General features: G+C 61.2%; 14 protein-coding genes. 13 read left to right on the top strand and 1 reads right to left on the bottom strand.

Annotated elements, in window-relative coordinates; all coding sequences use genetic code 11:
- Positions 1 to 12: 12 nt before the first annotated feature.
- The 10 genes from ACK8OE_RS05770 to ACK8OE_RS05725 all read left to right on the top strand — a co-directional run bounded on the left by ACK8OE_RS05770 (position 13) and on the right by ACK8OE_RS05725 (position 11744).
- Complete coding sequence (locus ACK8OE_RS05770; RefSeq protein ID WP_290793888.1) at positions 13 to 432, top strand: helix-turn-helix domain-containing protein; 420 nt, start codon at positions 13 to 15, stop codon at positions 430 to 432.
- 283 nt (positions 433 to 715) lie between these two features.
- On the top strand, positions 716 to 1888 hold the full coding sequence (gene metK, locus ACK8OE_RS05765; protein ID WP_410271769.1) for a methionine adenosyltransferase: 1173 nt from the start codon (positions 716 to 718) through the stop codon (positions 1886 to 1888).
- A 62-nt stretch (positions 1889 to 1950) separates the two neighbouring features.
- Complete coding sequence (gene trmB, locus ACK8OE_RS05760) at positions 1951 to 2664, top strand: tRNA (guanosine(46)-N7)-methyltransferase TrmB (RefSeq protein WP_410271768.1); 714 nt, start codon at positions 1951 to 1953, stop codon at positions 2662 to 2664.
- Between the two features lie 104 nt (positions 2665 to 2768).
- Positions 2769 to 3389: a hypothetical protein gene (locus ACK8OE_RS05755; protein ID WP_410271767.1), complete on the top strand. Its 621-nt coding sequence runs from the start codon at positions 2769 to 2771 to the stop codon at positions 3387 to 3389.
- 163 nt (positions 3390 to 3552) lie between these two features.
- Positions 3553 to 4221 (top strand): ribosome maturation factor RimP, encoded by a 669-nt coding sequence (rimP, locus tag ACK8OE_RS05750; protein WP_410271766.1) that lies wholly within the window; start codon positions 3553 to 3555, stop codon positions 4219 to 4221.
- Positions 4222 to 4236: 15 nt separating this feature from the next.
- Complete coding sequence (nusA, locus tag ACK8OE_RS05745) at positions 4237 to 5877, top strand: transcription termination factor NusA (RefSeq protein ID WP_290793874.1); 1641 nt, start codon at positions 4237 to 4239, stop codon at positions 5875 to 5877.
- Positions 5855 to 6583 carry an RNA-binding protein gene (locus ACK8OE_RS05740; RefSeq protein WP_290793872.1) on the top strand — a complete coding sequence of 243 codons (729 nt, stop codon included), beginning with the start codon at positions 5855 to 5857 and terminating at the stop codon, positions 6581 to 6583. The genes nusA and ACK8OE_RS05740 overlap by 23 nt, the downstream gene beginning before the upstream one ends.
- Before the next feature lie 163 nt (positions 6584 to 6746).
- Positions 6747 to 9962 carry a translation initiation factor IF-2 gene (infB, locus tag ACK8OE_RS05735; protein ID WP_410271765.1) on the top strand — a complete coding sequence of 1072 codons (3216 nt, stop codon included), beginning with the start codon at positions 6747 to 6749 and terminating at the stop codon, positions 9960 to 9962.
- A 158-nt stretch (positions 9963 to 10120) separates the two neighbouring features.
- On the top strand, positions 10121 to 10999 hold the full coding sequence (purU, locus tag ACK8OE_RS05730; protein ID WP_410271764.1) for a formyltetrahydrofolate deformylase: 879 nt from the start codon (positions 10121 to 10123) through the stop codon (positions 10997 to 10999).
- Positions 11000 to 11063: 64 nt separating this feature from the next.
- A complete protein-coding gene (locus tag ACK8OE_RS05725) occupies positions 11064 to 11744 on the top strand; it encodes a hypothetical protein (RefSeq protein ID WP_410271763.1) in 681 nt (226 codons plus the stop codon).
- Between the two features lie 73 nt (positions 11745 to 11817).
- Here ACK8OE_RS05725 and ACK8OE_RS05720 read toward each other — a convergent pair whose 3' ends face one another.
- On the bottom strand, positions 11818 to 13020 hold the full coding sequence (locus tag ACK8OE_RS05720; protein ID WP_410271762.1) for a DUF418 domain-containing protein: 1203 nt from the start codon (positions 13018 to 13020) through the stop codon (positions 11818 to 11820).
- Positions 13021 to 13158: 138 nt separating this feature from the next.
- Here ACK8OE_RS05720 and rbfA point away from each other — a divergent pair, with 138 nt between their 5' ends.
- Genes rbfA through rpsO form a run of 3 tightly spaced genes read left to right on the top strand, consistent with a single transcriptional unit; the run spans position 13159 to position 14889 of the window.
- Positions 13159 to 13629 carry a 30S ribosome-binding factor RbfA gene (gene rbfA, locus ACK8OE_RS05715; RefSeq protein WP_410271761.1) on the top strand — a complete coding sequence of 157 codons (471 nt, stop codon included), beginning with the start codon at positions 13159 to 13161 and terminating at the stop codon, positions 13627 to 13629.
- A 3-nt stretch (positions 13630 to 13632) separates the two neighbouring features.
- Positions 13633 to 14586 carry a tRNA pseudouridine(55) synthase TruB gene (gene truB, locus ACK8OE_RS05710; RefSeq protein WP_410271760.1) on the top strand — a complete coding sequence of 318 codons (954 nt, stop codon included), beginning with the start codon at positions 13633 to 13635 and terminating at the stop codon, positions 14584 to 14586.
- Between the two features lie 33 nt (positions 14587 to 14619).
- Positions 14620 to 14889, top strand: coding sequence for a 30S ribosomal protein S15 (rpsO, locus tag ACK8OE_RS05705; RefSeq protein ID WP_013477720.1), 270 nt, complete (start codon positions 14620 to 14622; stop codon positions 14887 to 14889).
- Positions 14890 to 15101 lie beyond the last annotated feature (212 nt).

The following is a 15101-nucleotide window of genomic DNA, read 5'->3' as shown; positions in this document are numbered from 1 at the left end:
AAAGAGGCAAAGTTGGACGAAAATTCTAAGACGGACCGCAGTCCGAATCCGGTTGATTTGCATGTCGGTGCGCGTGTGCGTATGCGTCGCAAGTTTTTGGGAATGTCGCAGGAAGCGTTGGCAGAAACCATCTCCCTGACCTTCCAGCAGGTGCAGAAGTACGAGCGCGGGTCCAACCGCATCAGCGCGTCGAAGCTGCATGAAATCTCGCGGGCGCTTAAGGCCCCGGTAGCCTACTTCTTTGAAGGCTATGGTGAGTCCGAGGCCGTTGAAGGTTTTTCGGAGTCACAGTCCGAGCAGTTCGTGCACGGCTTCCTGATGACCACCGAGGGCATTGAGCTGGCTGAGGCGTTTCCGCGCATCAAAAACCCCAAGCACCGCCGCCGTATCCTTGAGCTGGTGCGTGCACTGGCGGAAGACAGCGAAGATTAAAAGATTACAGACAGACCTACCTCCCCGCAAACCCCGCCCGACCGGCGGGGTTTTTATTGTGGGAATGGGCATACTTGGAGCGATGTGCGGAAACGGAGTTCGGCGAAGCCAAAAGTGTGAGCGGTTTTCCGCAAAAACATTGCGACAAAACAAAAATTTAAAGCGAAGTGGCGATTCCTCCTAAAGTCATTTCGCTGTAGTGGTTACCCCACAAACGACTTGATCATATAAAGATATGTTTATATGAGTGTGCAAACACTTAGTTGAACCGCGGAGTTCCGCCATGCGCCCGTCCTACATCTTCACTTCCGAAAGCGTCTCCGAAGGCCATCCGGACAAGGTCGCCGACCGGGTTTCCGATGTCGTCGTCGATGCCTTCCTGCGCGAAGACCCCGAAGCCCGCGTCGCGTGTGAGACGCTGGTAACCACCGAACGCGTCATTCTGGCCGGTGAGGTGCGCGCCGCCGATGACAAGATGCGCGAAATCATCGCGGGTCTGGAAGACAAGGTGCGCGCCGCCATCAAGGATGTCGGCTACGCGCAAAAGGGTTTCCACTGGGCCACGGCCCACTATGCCTGCCACCTGCACGCCCAGTCGGCCGACATCGCCATGGGCGTCGATTCTTCTGAGAACAAGGACGAGGGTGCCGGCGATCAGGGTATCATGTTCGGCTATGCCTCGGATGAGACCGCGGAGCTGACCTCGGCCCCGCTGCAATGGTCGCATAATATCCTGCGTCGTCTGGCCGAAGCGCGTCACGGCGGCGATCATCGTCTGGAACCCGATGCCAAGTCGCAGGTCACGGTGCAGTACGAAAACGGCGTGCCGTCGCGCATCCTCAAGGTGCTGATCTCGCACCAGCACAAGGAAGGCCTGACGCCGAAGGATGTGGAAGCCATCGTCAAGCCCTACGCGCTCGAAGTCCTGCCGCAGGGCATGGTGACGGCGGATACCGAATGGCTGGTCAATCCGACCGGTAATTTCGTCATTGGCGGCCCGGATGGCGATGCCGGTCTGACTGGCCGCAAGATCATCGTTGATACCTACGGCGGTGCCGCCCCGCACGGTGGCGGTGCCTTCTCTGGTAAGGACCCAACCAAGGTCGATCGTTCGGCGGCCTATGCCCTGCGCTATCTGGCCAAGAACGTGGTCGCGGCGGGCCTCGCCAAGCGCTGCACGCTTCAGGTCTCCTACGCGATTGGTGTGTCGCGCCCCTTGAGTTTCTACGTCAATACCCACGGCACGGGTCAGGTGGACGAAGCGAAGCTCGAAGCCCTACTGCCCGAACTGATCGGTGGTCTGACGCCGCGTGGCATTCGTTTGCATCTGGGCCTCAACAAACCGATCTACGAGCGCACGGCGGCCTATGGTCACTTCGGCCGCACACCGGAAGACGATGGCGGCTTCTCGTGGGAGCGCACCGATCTGGTTGACGCGCTTAAGCGCGAGTTTTAAGAGAGCGGCTTTCCCGGCACCTCCTCTGGCCTCAGAGGAGGTGCTTTTGCAAAAGGCGCTCTATGTCAGACGAAACACCGCCCGCCATTTCGCCGTCGTGGGGGCCCATGCGCTCGTTCGGGCGCATCAAGTCGCGCACGTTGAAGCCGCGTCAGGCCGACCTGTTCGACACGCTGCTCCCGACCATCGAAGTCAATGACGCCCTGATCGCGCAACTCGGTGCTGGCGACCTTGGCGGTTACAGCGAGCTGTGGCTGGAGATCGGCTTCGGCGGTGGGGAGCATCTGGCGGCACAGGCCGAGCGTAATCCTCAGGCGCTGATCCTCGGTTTTGAGCCCTTCCTCAATGGCGTCGGCTCTCTGCTGCGCCATGTCGATGAGCGCGGTCTGAACAATGTACGCCTGATGCCCGGCGATGCGCGCCCGGTGATCGACCGCCTGAACGCGGCCTCGGTCGATAAGGTGTTCATCCTCTTCCCCGATCCGTGGCCCAAGGCCCGCCACCACAAGCGCCGCTTCATCCAGACCGAAACGCTGGATGCCCTGGCGCGCGTGATGAAGGACGGGGCGCGTCTGCGCTTTGCTACCGATTGGGCCGACTACGCCGACTGGACGCTGGAGCGCGCCACGGCGCACGCCGCCTTTGACTGGCCTGCCCAGTCACAAGCTGAATGGAACACGCCCCCCGCAGATCACGTGACCACGCGTTATGAAGAGAAGAAGCTGGGCGATTGCGCGCCGGTCTTCCTCGACTTTTATCGTCACGCGCGAAATTGACGCGAAAAGACGGCATTTCACCCCGGTTCGACGCAAACCTGTAGCCATCGCCCCCGATTTAGCCTGTATTAACTATGGTTAATGTCCGGGTAACGGGGTCGTCCATGGAAAGCCTGCATAAGGTTTCGGCGGGGTTTGTCTTTGCCTTTCTGTGCCTGCACATGGCCAACCATTTTGTCGGCTTGCAGGGGCTCAATACCCACATCGCCTTTATGGCCGTGGCGCGCATAGTCTATCGCCACCCGGTGGTCGAGATGGTCGTGCTGCTGGCCTTTCTGGTGCAGATACTGACCGGCTGGGCGCTGGCGCGGGAAATCTGGGCGAAGAAGAAGGATTTCGTGCATCAGCTTCAGGCGGCCTCAGGCACCTATATCGCCTTTTTCGCCCTCACCCACGTCGCCTTTATCTTCTATGTGCGTCAATTGCTGACTGTGGACAGCGATATCTACCTTATCGTCGCGGGCCTGATGCAGAGCGGCTGGATGTATGCGCTTATCCCCTATTACGGACTGGCGATCTTCGCCCTGTTTGTGCATATGGGCTGCATCCTGTTCGACATTTTCAAAAAGACCTTGCGGCCGGTGTCGTGGGGGCTTCTGGTCGTAACGGTCGGCATTGGCGGATACGCCACGTGGTTGCTGATGATGTTCTACACAGGCCACACGGCGGCTCTGCACGTGCCGGCGGAGTATTTTGACCTCTATCCCCTGATCCGTATGAAGTAGGGGCAGCGACCGCCCGTTTATTGGGCTTGGCAAACCGGCGGCAAGGGTCTATAAGCACCTCAACATCGTCCGAATGGCCTTGCGGCCCGGCGGCGGCCCTCAAGAAGGCCAGCCGCTTTTTTGTTGCCCGAAACGCAGCGGACGAACCATCTGAGGACCTATTTTGCGCGCCAAGACCACCGAAGACCGCAAGCTGATCGAAGCCTTTGACCCCATTGCCGAAGCGTTGGGGCTCGACATTGTGCGCGTGCGCCTGATGGGCTCCAACAAGCCGGGCGGCGCGCGTCGTTTACAGATTATGGCTGAGCGCAAGACCGACGGCGACATCACCGTCAATCAGTGCGCTCGCTTGTCGCGCGCCCTGTCGGCCTGGCTGGAAGAGTCTGATCCGATCACCGGCGAATATATTCTCGAAGTGTCGTCGCCCGGTATCGACCGTCCGCTGACCCGCCTGAAGGATTTCGACACCTATTCGGGGCTTGAGGCGCGTCTGGAGCTGGATCGTCTGGCCGAAGGGCGCAAGCGCTTCCGCGGTATCCTGAATGGCACCGAAGACGGCGAATACGTTGCTATCGACCTCGAAGGCGAGGAAGACACGGCGATGATCCCGTTCGACTGGATCATCGACGCCAAGCTGGTGCTCAATGACGAACTGCTCAAGATCGGCGCCGAAAAGGCCGCCCTTCGCCGCGAGCAGGGTGAGGATGACGAAGAAGAGGACGAAGACCTCGATTTCGGCGACGATGCGGACGCTGAATTTGACGATGAAGATTTCGACGACGCCGAGGACGATTTCGGCGATGACGACGACGACAAACTGACAAAAAATTAAACTGGGAACAGTGACATGAGCTTTACCGGAATCAGCGCCAACCGTCAGGAACTGCTGCAAATCGCCGACGCCGTGGCGCGCGAAAAGCAGATCGACAAGTCGGTCGTGCTCGCCTCCATCGAAGAAGCGGTGCAAAAGGCCGCTCGCTCGCGCTATGGGGCCGACCACGACATCCGCGTGCGTGTCGATCCGCGCACCGGCGAAATGACTATCACCCGTTACGTGACGGTGGTGCCGGACGAAGAGCTTGAGAACGAATACGCGCAGCGCGGCCTGACCGAGGCCCTGCGCGAGGACAAGGACGCTTTCGTCGGCAAGACCTACGAAGAAGTCCTGCCGCCGTTCGAACTGGGTCGCGTGCAATCGCAGATGGCGCGTCAGGTCGTGACGCACAAGGTGCGGGAAGCCGAGCGTGAGCGTCAGTATGATGAGTTCAAGGACCGCGTCGGCGAAATCGTCAACGGTACGGTCAAGCGCGTCGAATACGGCAATGTCATTGTCGATCTGGGTCGCGGCGAAGGCATTATGCGCCGCGATCAGTCGATCCCGCGCGAGGCGTTTCAGGTCAATGACCGTATCCGCGCCTATATTTATGATGTGCGCCGTGAAACCAAGGGCCCGCAGATCATGCTGTCGCGCGCCCACGGCGGCTTTATGGCCAAGCTGTTCGCGCAGGAAGTGCCGGAAGTCTATGACGGCGTGATCGAAATCAAGTCGGTCGCCCGTGATCCGGGTTCGCGCGCCAAGATGGCCGTCCTGTCCAACGACAACTCGATTGACCCGGTCGGGGCCTGCGTCGGTATGCGCGGGTCGCGCGTGCAGGCCGTGGTCGGTGAACTGCAAGGCGAAAAGATCGACATCATCCAGTGGTCGCCGGACGAAGCCACCTTCATCGTTAATGCTCTGGCCCCGGCCGAAGTGTCGAAGGTCGTTCTGGATGAAGAAGAAGACCGCGTTGAGGTCGTGGTGCCGGATGAGCAACTGTCGCTCGCCATCGGCCGTCGCGGTCAGAACGTGCGTCTGGCTTCGCAACTGACGGGCTGGCAGGTCGATATCATCACCGAGTCGCAGGATTCTGAGCGTCGTCAGAAGGAATTTGCCGAGCGCACCGCCCTGTTCCAGGAAGCGCTGGACGCCGATGAAGTCATCGCGCAGTTGCTGGTTACCGAAGGCTTCTCGACCGTCGAAGACCTCGCCTATGTCGATCAGATGGAAATCGCTGCCATCGAAGGCTTCGACGAAGACACGGCGGCTGAGCTTCAGGCGCGCGCCCGTGACTATCTGGAGCGCTTCGAGGCCGAGCAGAACGCCAAGCGCGTTGAGTTGGGCGTCGAGGACGAGGTGCTGAACGTGCCGGGTATCACCCTGGCCATGGCGGTTGCTCTGGGCGAAGCCGGTGTGAAGACGGTTGAAGATCTGGCCGATTTGGCTACCGACGAAGTGCGCGGCGGCTTTGAGCAGCGCGGGGCCGAAAAGGTCCGCGTACCGGGCGCTCTGGAAAGCTTCTCCCTGTCGGTAGCCGATGCCGAGGCCCTGATCCTCAATGCGCGTATCGCGGCGGGCTGGATCGAAGCGCCGGAGCCGGAAGAGGCCTACGAAGAATCCGAAGAGTCTTATGAAGAGGAGGGCGCGAATGACGCCATCCCTGAACAATGAGACCCTTATCGATCTGAATGACGATCTGGCTGAGGCGGGGGAGACCCCGTCTCAGACCGTTTCCGTGCGCGTGACCCACCGTCGGGACGTCGCTTCACACCAGTCGGTTCCCCGCGACGGCCTGATCCGCTTTGTGGTCGGGCCGGACGGCTTTGTGGTGCCTGATCTCAAGGAAACCCTGCCCGGACGCGGGCTGTGGCTGAAGGCCGACGCCGAGAGTCTGGCTCTGGCCATCAAAAAGAATCTGTTTTCGCGTGCGGCCAAACGCGCGGTCAAAACACCGGAAGGCCTTGATACCCTTGTGCCCGCCCTGATCCGCAGACGCCTGCTGGAGCAGTTGGGGCTGGCGCGACGCGAAGGAAATCTGGTGACGGGGTTTGAAAAAGTCGCCACAGCGCTTAAATTAGGCAAAACCGCGCCTCACGCGGCCGGCCGTGCCGCGTGGCTGATCGAAGCCTCGGACGGGGCCGAAGATGGTCGCAGTAAACTTCTGAACCTCAGTAATGGCCAGACGCCGTCCGTCGGACTGTGCGGCCTGTTTTCCAATGATGAGCTGAGCCTCGCCCTGGGGCTCGAAAATGTAATCCATGCCGCCCTGATCGAGGGTCGGCGGGCGGCGGCGTTTTCGCGTGAAGCGGAACGCCTTGGTGGGTTTGAGGCGTTGTTTCCTGCCCAATGGCGCGAAAGGCCCTTTAACTCAAACTGAAAAGCGACTATCAGGGCGTGATCTTTTCACGGTCTGATCGTGGCCAGAGCGATGTGTCGAAACTGTATGTGGCGTTTATGACGGCCCTATCGCTCAAACCGAATAACGATTGTCCGAAACGAAGCCGGAATGCCGGTTTCATCATGTGTATGTTGCGAGCTGAATGAGCGATCCGAAAGACGATAAACCCGAAGCCCCCAAAGGCGATAATACCCGCGCTCCGCTGAGCCTGAAGCCGCGCGTCGGTGGCAATGTGTCCACCGGCACCGTGAAGCAGAGCTTCAGCCATGGGCGCTCCAAGACGGTGGTGGTGGAAACCAAGCGCCGCATCGGCACGCCTCCGCAAGGTGCGCCTTCGGGTGGGGCTCAGGGCACTGGTGGCGCGCCGCGCGCCGGCGGTGAAAACCTGGCGCGTCCGCGTCCGGCTGCCCCGCAGGGTGCGCCGTCGGCACCGCGTCCGGCGCCTTCGGGTGGCAATACGGGCGGTCTGCGTCAGGATGAGTTGGAGCGTCGCGCCCGCGTTCTGGAACAGGCGCGCGTCGATCAGGAGCGCCGCGAAGCCGAGGCGCGCCGTCAGGCCGAACAACGCGCCCGCGAAGAGGCGGCCCGCCGTGCGGCGGCTGCCGAAGCGGCACCGAAGTCCGAAGCGCCTGCCCCGGCTCCCGCGCCGTCAGAACCGGCTCCGCAAGCGCCCGCTCCGGCTCAGGCCGAAGCCCCGCGTCGCAGCCCCATCGAAGAGGCTCTGTCGCGTCCGGCCCAGCGCGCCCCGCGCGAAGACCGCCGCGATGGCTTCCGTGATGATCGCGCCCCCCGCTCGGATCGTCCGCAAGGCGACCGTCCTCAAGGACAATACGGCGACCGCCCGCGCGGAGACCGTCCGCAAGGTGATCGGCCTCAGGGTCAGTACGGAGATCGTCCCAGAGACGGGAATCGCGGTGACCGCCCGCAGGGAGATCGTCCGCCGTTTAACCGCGATGGCAACCGTCCGCAAGGCGACCGTCCTCAGGGTCAGTACGGAGATCGTCCGCGCGGAGACCGCCCGCAAGGGGATCGTCCGCCGTTCAACCGTGATGGCAATCGTCCGCAAGGCGACCGTCCCAACTATGGCGAACGCACGCCGCGTGGCGACCGTCCGCAAGGGGATCGCCCGCCGTTTAACCGCGACGGCAATCGTCCGCAAGGCGATCGTGGCCCCAGAGATCCGAACCGTCCGCAGGGCGACCGCGGTCCGCGTCCGGCCGGTGAAACCGTCCGCTATTCGGCCAATTCGCCGCGTCCGCCGCGCGGTCCGGCCGGTGTGGCCCCGAACGCTCCGGCTGTGTCGGAAGTCGATCGTATCCGTTCCTCGCGCGGTTCGCCGGCGGGTAAGCCCGGCGATGTGCGTGCCCGTACCGGGGACGATGATGATCGTGGTCGTCGCGGCGGCAAGGCCGGTGCGCCGACCAAGGCCGTCTCGCAGACCCGTGGCGAGCCCAAGCGTCGCGAAGGCCGCCTGACCCTGCAAGCCGTTGTGGGGGACGACGAAGGCGCCGCCGACCGTATGCGTTCGCTGGCTTCGGTTCGCCGGGCCCGTGAGCGTGAACGCGAAAAGCGCAAGGGCGTCACCACCGAACAGGCGCGCGTGTCGCGTGACGTGGTCATCCCGGACGTTATCACGGTTCAGGAACTGTCGAACCGTATGGCCGTGCGCGCTGTGGACATCATCAAGATGCTGATGAAGCAGGGGATGATGCTGAAGATCAACGACGTGATCGACTCCGATACGGCCGAACTGGTGGCTACGGAATTCGGTCACAACGTGAAGCGCGTCTCCGAAGCCGACGTTCTCGAAGGCTTTATCGACGCGGCCGACCATGACGACGATACGGTGGTGCGTCCGCCGGTCGTGGCCGTCATGGGTCACGTTGACCACGGCAAGACCTCGCTGCTCGATGCGTTGCGTAAGGAAGATGTGGCGGCGGGCGAAGCCGGTGGTATCACCCAGCACATCGGTGCCTATCAGATCAAGGTGCCGTCGGGTGAGCGTATCACCTTCCTCGACACGCCGGGTCACGCGGCCTTCTCGGCCATGCGTGCGCGCGGTGCCAATGTGACGGATATCGTGGTGCTGGTCGTGGCGGCGGATGACGGTGTGATGCCGCAGACGATTGAGGCCATCAACCACGCCCGTGCGGCCAAGACGCCGATCATCGTCGCCGTCAACAAGATGGACAAGCACGAAGCCAATCCGCAGCGCGTCATCAACGAACTTCTGCAACACGAAGTCGTCGTCGAAGCGCTGGGCGGTGAAACCCAGATCGTCGAAGTCTCGGCCAAGACCGGCATGGGTCTCGACAATCTGGTCGAAGCCATCCTGCTTCAGGCCGAAGTGCTGGACCTGCGGGCCAATCCGGACCGTACCGCCGAAGGCGTGGTGATCGAAGCCAAGCTCGACAAGGGTCGTGGTCCTGTGGCCACGGTTCTGGTCAAGCGTGGTACGCTGAAGCGTGGCGACATCATCGTGGCCGGTGGTGCCTGGGGCCGCGTGCGCGCCCTCATCGACGAACGCAATGCGCAACTGCCTGAAGCGGGTCCGTCGCAGCCGGTGGAAATCCTCGGCCTCGATCAGGCGCCTGATCCGGGTGAAGCCTTCGCCGTGGTGGAAAACGACGCCCGTGCCCGCGAAATCACCGAGTACCGTCAGCGCGTGAAGCGTGAAAAGATGGTGGCTCCGGTGGGCGTGTCGCTGTCGGACATGATGTCGAAGCTCAAGGACAACAAGGTCAAGGAGCTTCAGCTTATCGTCAAGGCGGACGTGCAGGGTTCGGCCGAAGCCATTATCGGCTCGCTGGAAAAGGTCGGCAACGAAGAGGTCCGTGCGCGGATCATCCATTCGGGCGCCGGCGGTATAACCGAGTCGGACGTGCAACTGGCCAAGGGGTCCAACTCGCCCATCATCGGCTTCAACGTCCGTGCCTCCAAGCAGGCGCGTGACTTGGCCGAACGCGAAGGCGTCGAAATCCGCTACTACGCGATCATTTACGACCTGATCGACGACATCAAGGGCGTGCTGTCGGGCATGTTGGCCCCGATCCAGCGCGAAACCTTCCTCGGCAACGCGGAAGTGCTCGAAGTGTTCGACATCACCAAGGTCGGCAAGGTCGCCGGGTGTCGCGTCACCGAAGGCCGCGTCGAAAAGGGCGCGCGCGTGCGTATCCTGCGCGACGATGTCGTCATTCAGGAAATGGGCGTGCTCACCACGCTCAAGCGCTTCAAGGACGAGGTCAACTCGGTCGTGGTCGGTCAGGAATGCGGTATGTCCTTCGGTCCGTTCCAGGACATCAAGAAGGGCGACTTCATCGAATGCTTCACGGTCGAAGAGATCAAGCGCACACTCTAATCTGTTAAAAGTGTTTGGCCCGGCGCACTGCCGGGCCAAATTCTTTTCAGGTTTACAGTGTCTGTGACGATTGCGGGGTGTGGGGTCTGTGACCCCACGCCTTTTCTTTCATTTGAAACCTTTGACTTTCTGCAAGATTTGCCTGCTATAGGCGGACCATGCCCGATACGACCTTTTTCGACCCGTCCCATTACGTTCTGATCATCAAATGCCCGGACACGCGCGGTATCGTCGCGGCGGTCTCCGGCTATCTGAACGACAACGACATCTCCATTGTCGAGTCGAACCAGTTCAACGACAGTCAGGGCGACATGTTCTATGTGCGCGTGGTCTTCAAACAGGCCGGTTCGCGGATGCCGCCCATGTCGATCCTGCGCGAAGGGTTCAAGCCGATCGCCCACCGCTTCAGCATGGAATGGGACATCCATAATCTGAGTGTGCGCCCGCGCGTCATCATCGCCGTGTCGAAGTTTGGTCACTGCCTGTACGAGTTGCTGCACCGCTGGCGGTCAGGCCTGTTGCCGGTGGAAATCGCCGCCGTCGTCTCGAACCACGAGGATATGCGCTCGTTCGTCGAATGGAACGGCCTGCCCTATGTCCACCTGCCGATCACCAAGGACACCAAGGCCGAGCAGGAGGCGCAGTTCCTCAACCTGATCGAGACGCATCAGGCCGATCTGGTCGTGCTGGCGCGTTACATGCAAATCCTGTCCGACGACTTTTCGCGTCGGCTGGAAGGCCGCTGCATCAATATCCACCACTCCTTCCTGCCGTCGTTCAAAGGGGCCAAGCCGTATCATCAGGCGCATCAGCGCGGGGTGAAGATCATCGGGGCGACGGCGCACTATGTGACGTCTGACCTCGACGAAGGGCCGATTATCGAACAGGACGTGCAGCGCGTGCACCACGGGCTGACGCCGGAGCAACTGGTGGCCATCGGTCAGGATATCGAGGCCCGCGTACTGGCGCGTGCGGTTACCTGGCACGCCGAACGCCGCGTCATCATCAATGGCGGTAAGACGATCGTGTTTAGCTGATTTCGCGCTTGCGAAACCCCTGACCGCGTTGCAATGTTAGTCAACGGATCGGGGAAAAAACACCATGTCAGCGGCCAAGCGGAAACGGACGAAAACGCCCGTTTCGAACCTTTATATTGTGCAATATGCGGAAGTGACGGGTGTGGGCATGGGCCGTCTGAGCGATGGCGCGCTGTACCTGACTCAACGCGGGTTGGCGCGGCTGTGCGGGGTGCAAAACGCCCATATCGGCACGATCAGCCGCGATTGGGACAGCGACAAACCGCGTATTCGCGCGATCAAGACGCGCCTGTCGGAGATGAACGAAGAACGCGCCGCCGCCCATTCCGTTCTGACCTATCAGGGGCGGCGTCAGTACTGTTACGACGTGGCGGTGTGTCAGGCCATCCTCAGCTATTACGCTCACGATGCCGGACGGCATGTGCAGGACGAGGCGGCGGCGCACGTCTATGACGGGGCGGGCCTGAACGCCTATATCGCCCACGCTCTGGAGGGGTTTGTCGCGCCGGTCGAAACGACGCCGATCCGCTTTCAGCCGGTCGCTGAGACGCCCGCGGATGAGGCCGATATCGTTGTCGGCTATGAGGTCAATGACGCCATTTCGCGCATGGTCATGGCCTATTACCAGTTGTCGTTTGCCATGGCGCAGGCCTATGTCAACTGGCTGCGCACCCTGATGCAGGCGGCGTCGTGGAACCGGCTGGGCCTCTATGTGCCGTTGAACGCCTTTATTTCGCGCGGCTGAACGGGACTTTAAGCGTCAGATAGGTCGCCCGCGCTCAAAGAGCGAAGCGTTAGCGCAACAAAAGAGCGGCGACCTAAGCCTTGCGTTTAAAAGGTACTTTAAGCGTTAAATAGGTCGCCGCCCGCCACAGCCATTCCAGCGGGCCATAGTGGAAATGGCGGAACCACAGGTGCGCCAGACCCATCTGTGCTGCAAAGGCAACGAGGCCGAGCACAACCGCTTCAGACTGGCTCATCGTGGCGTGCAGCCCCAGACCGAAGCTGTAGAAGACCGGCACGAAGACCAGGGATTGCCCCACATAAAGGCTGAGCGTCATGCGACCGGGGGCGGCAAAGGCGTTCAGCCAGCGACGCAACGGGCCGTAATAGAGACTCAGAAACCCGAACATAAGGGTCAGCATGATGCTGAGATCGGTCAAACTGGACCAGATACCGGACCACAGGGCATTGGGCATACGCGATGCCTCGGTTGCCGGGATCAGGCCGCTGATCAGGCCCTGACTATGCCACAGGATAAGGGCGGCGATCAGCGAAAGGACAAGACCGATCAGGCGCGCCCGCCCGAAGCGTTCCGGCTGACTGAAAAAGCCGATGCGCCCCAGACAAAGCCCGATCAGGGACAGGCCCAATATCTGGCTCAGGCGGCCGGACTCGTACATGAACATCCACTTGAACGGATGGCCGTCCACCCAGTTCTGACGCACGGTCTCAAGGAGGCTCTTGCCGGTCAGATAGGCTTCGGGGATCGTGCCGCCCCAATAACCGAACGGGCGATTAGCCCAGTCGGCCTCGTTCAGCGCGGCCCCCAGTTGAATCCACATCAAAGGCTGGAGCAGGCAGACGACACCGATGGTGGCGATGAGAGCGTTAGATTTCAACCGATAGAAGGGGACCAGCAGCACGCCCATGAGCGCCAGAACCTCCAGTATATCGCCGCGATACCACAGGCCGTGCAGCAGGCCGATGATTAGTAGCACCGCCAGTCGCCACAGAAAGCGTCCGGTGAAATCGACACCCTTACGCGCCGAATTGTCCATGATGATGAAGAAGGAGACGCCGAAGCACAGGGCCATCAGCGCAAAGGCCTTGCCGCCAAACAGGGTGAAAATGACATTGTGCCAGACAAGCTGCGTCGGATCGGTGACCGGATGCGCCCAGTACAGTTCGAACAGTTCCGGCATATGCACCATGAACAGACCAAACAGTGCAAAACCGCGCAGGGCATCCAGCCCCTCCAGACGCTGCGGCGTCGAAGGGACACTCTTGGGGGTGGCCATACTGTTTCTCCCTGAATGGCCCGCTCTGTGGTCGGGCCTTATCGCGAGACTATAGACAACGTTATCAGGGACTGGCAAGCGCGCCCTGCGCGTGCAGAATCTCATGGAAAATCTGTCAAAAAGGCTTATAGGGGGCGGATGAAAAGACACTCCGATAAAACCCGCGGCCACAAGGCCGAGGCTCAGGGACCCAGCCAGCGCCAGTTGCGCGCCGGCGAACTGGTCCGTCACGCGCTGGTGGAAATCCTGCGCGAAGAAGAACTGCACGACGAGGCCCTGCAGGGGGTTTCGATCACCATTACCGAAGTCCGCTGTTCACCGGACCTGCGCCACGCCACGGTGTTTGTGGAACCGCTGGGGGCTGGCCTGGGCGGCGTGACCATCTCTAAGGACAAGATCGCCCCGGCGATTGAGGCGCTGAACCGTCACGCCAAGTTCCTGCGCGGGATTCTGGGGCGCATGATCGACATGAAGTTCACGCCGGACCTGCGGTTCCTGCACGACGAAAGCTTCAATGAGGCGGCGCGTATCGACGCCCTGTTCATGCGTCCGGACGTGGCCAGAGACCTCAGAAACGATCCGCGTCCTGAGGAAGAGGACGAGGACTAAACCTTGGCACGTAAGAAAAAAGGTGATCTGGTCAATGGCTGGGTCTGTCTGGACAAGCCCGTAGGGATGGGCTCGACGCAGGCCGTCAGCTTCGTGCGACGTCTGTTCAACGCGCAAAAGGCCGGGCACGCCGGTACGCTGGACCCGATGGCGTCGGGTATCCTGCCCATCGCACTGGGTGAGGCAACCAAGACCGTCCCCTATCTGATGGAAGCCGATAAGGTCTATCGCTTTACCGTCCGCTGGGGGCAGCGCACAGCCAGCTACGACCTCGAAGGTGAGATCCTCGAACAGGATGATCTGCGCCCCACCGAGGCGGAAATCCGCGAAGTTCTGCCGCAGTTTATTGGTGAAATCGAACAGGCTCCGCCGGCCTTTTCGGCGATCAAGGTCGACGGGCAACGCGCCTATGATCTGGCGCGCGAAGGCGTGGAGGTCGAGCTGGAGGCGCGGCCGGTGGTCGTGCACGACCTGACGCTGGAGCGTATTCTCTCCGCCGATGAGGCTGAGTTCCTGCTCCATTGCGGCAAGGGCACCTATGTGCGGGCCATTGCCCGTGACCTCGCGCTGGAGCTGGGCGTGCTGGGTGTCGTCAGTGCGCTGCGCCGTGAGCGCGTCGGCGGCTTCGACATTAATTTGTCCGCAGGGGTGGAAAAGTTAGAGGATTTGAGGCATAGAGACGCCGCTTTGGACGCTTTGCTTCCCGTAGAGACGGCGCTGGACGACATCCCGGCCCTGCCTGTGACGGAAGACGAGGCCACAAGGCTCAAACAGGGTCGCGAAATCCCCCTGTCCTTCTCCCGCACGCAAACGGCGGAAGACGCTCTGAAAATCCGGTCACAATCGGGAAAATCGGAGCACGGGCGTACCCTTTGGGCGCACCGGGACGGAGACATCGTTGCCCTGGGCGAATTGCGTCTGGGGCAATTTTACCCCACACGCCTTATCAACCTGTAACCCTGCGGACCTTGTCCGTGAAAGGAGACCCCGATGTCGATCACGCTTGAGCGTAAAGCTGAACTGATCAAGACCCACGCCCGTTCGGAAAACGATACGGGTGGGTCCGAAGTGCAAATCGCTATCCTGTCGGAGCGCATTGCCAACCTGACCGAGCACTTCAAGACGCACAAGAAGGACAACCACTCCCGTCGTGGCCTTCTTAAGCTGGTGTCGCAACGCCGCCGCCTGCTGGACTACCTCAAGGCCACCGACACCGCCCGTTACACGGCGATCGTCGAGACCCTGGGTCTGCGTCGCTAAGACTATCTCTCAGGGCCTGACGCCACGTCAGGCCCTGATTGTATTCAAGCGCATGCCGAAACGTGCGAAGCGGTTTTCGGACTCACAGGCGCGACAAGGTAAAGTTTAGAGCCGGGTTTCGTACCATCGGAAGGAAACCGGCTCTATGGATACCCGGAACGCGATCCGGGCACACAATTCGCGTGACGGTCCCATCAAATCGGGACACTACT

Origin of the sequence: Asticcacaulis sp. W401b (assembly GCF_046503825.1) — a bacterium.
Classification (GTDB): Bacteria; Pseudomonadota; Alphaproteobacteria; order Caulobacterales; family Caulobacteraceae; genus Asticcacaulis.
This window is presented reverse-complemented; position numbering and strand designations above follow the sequence as displayed.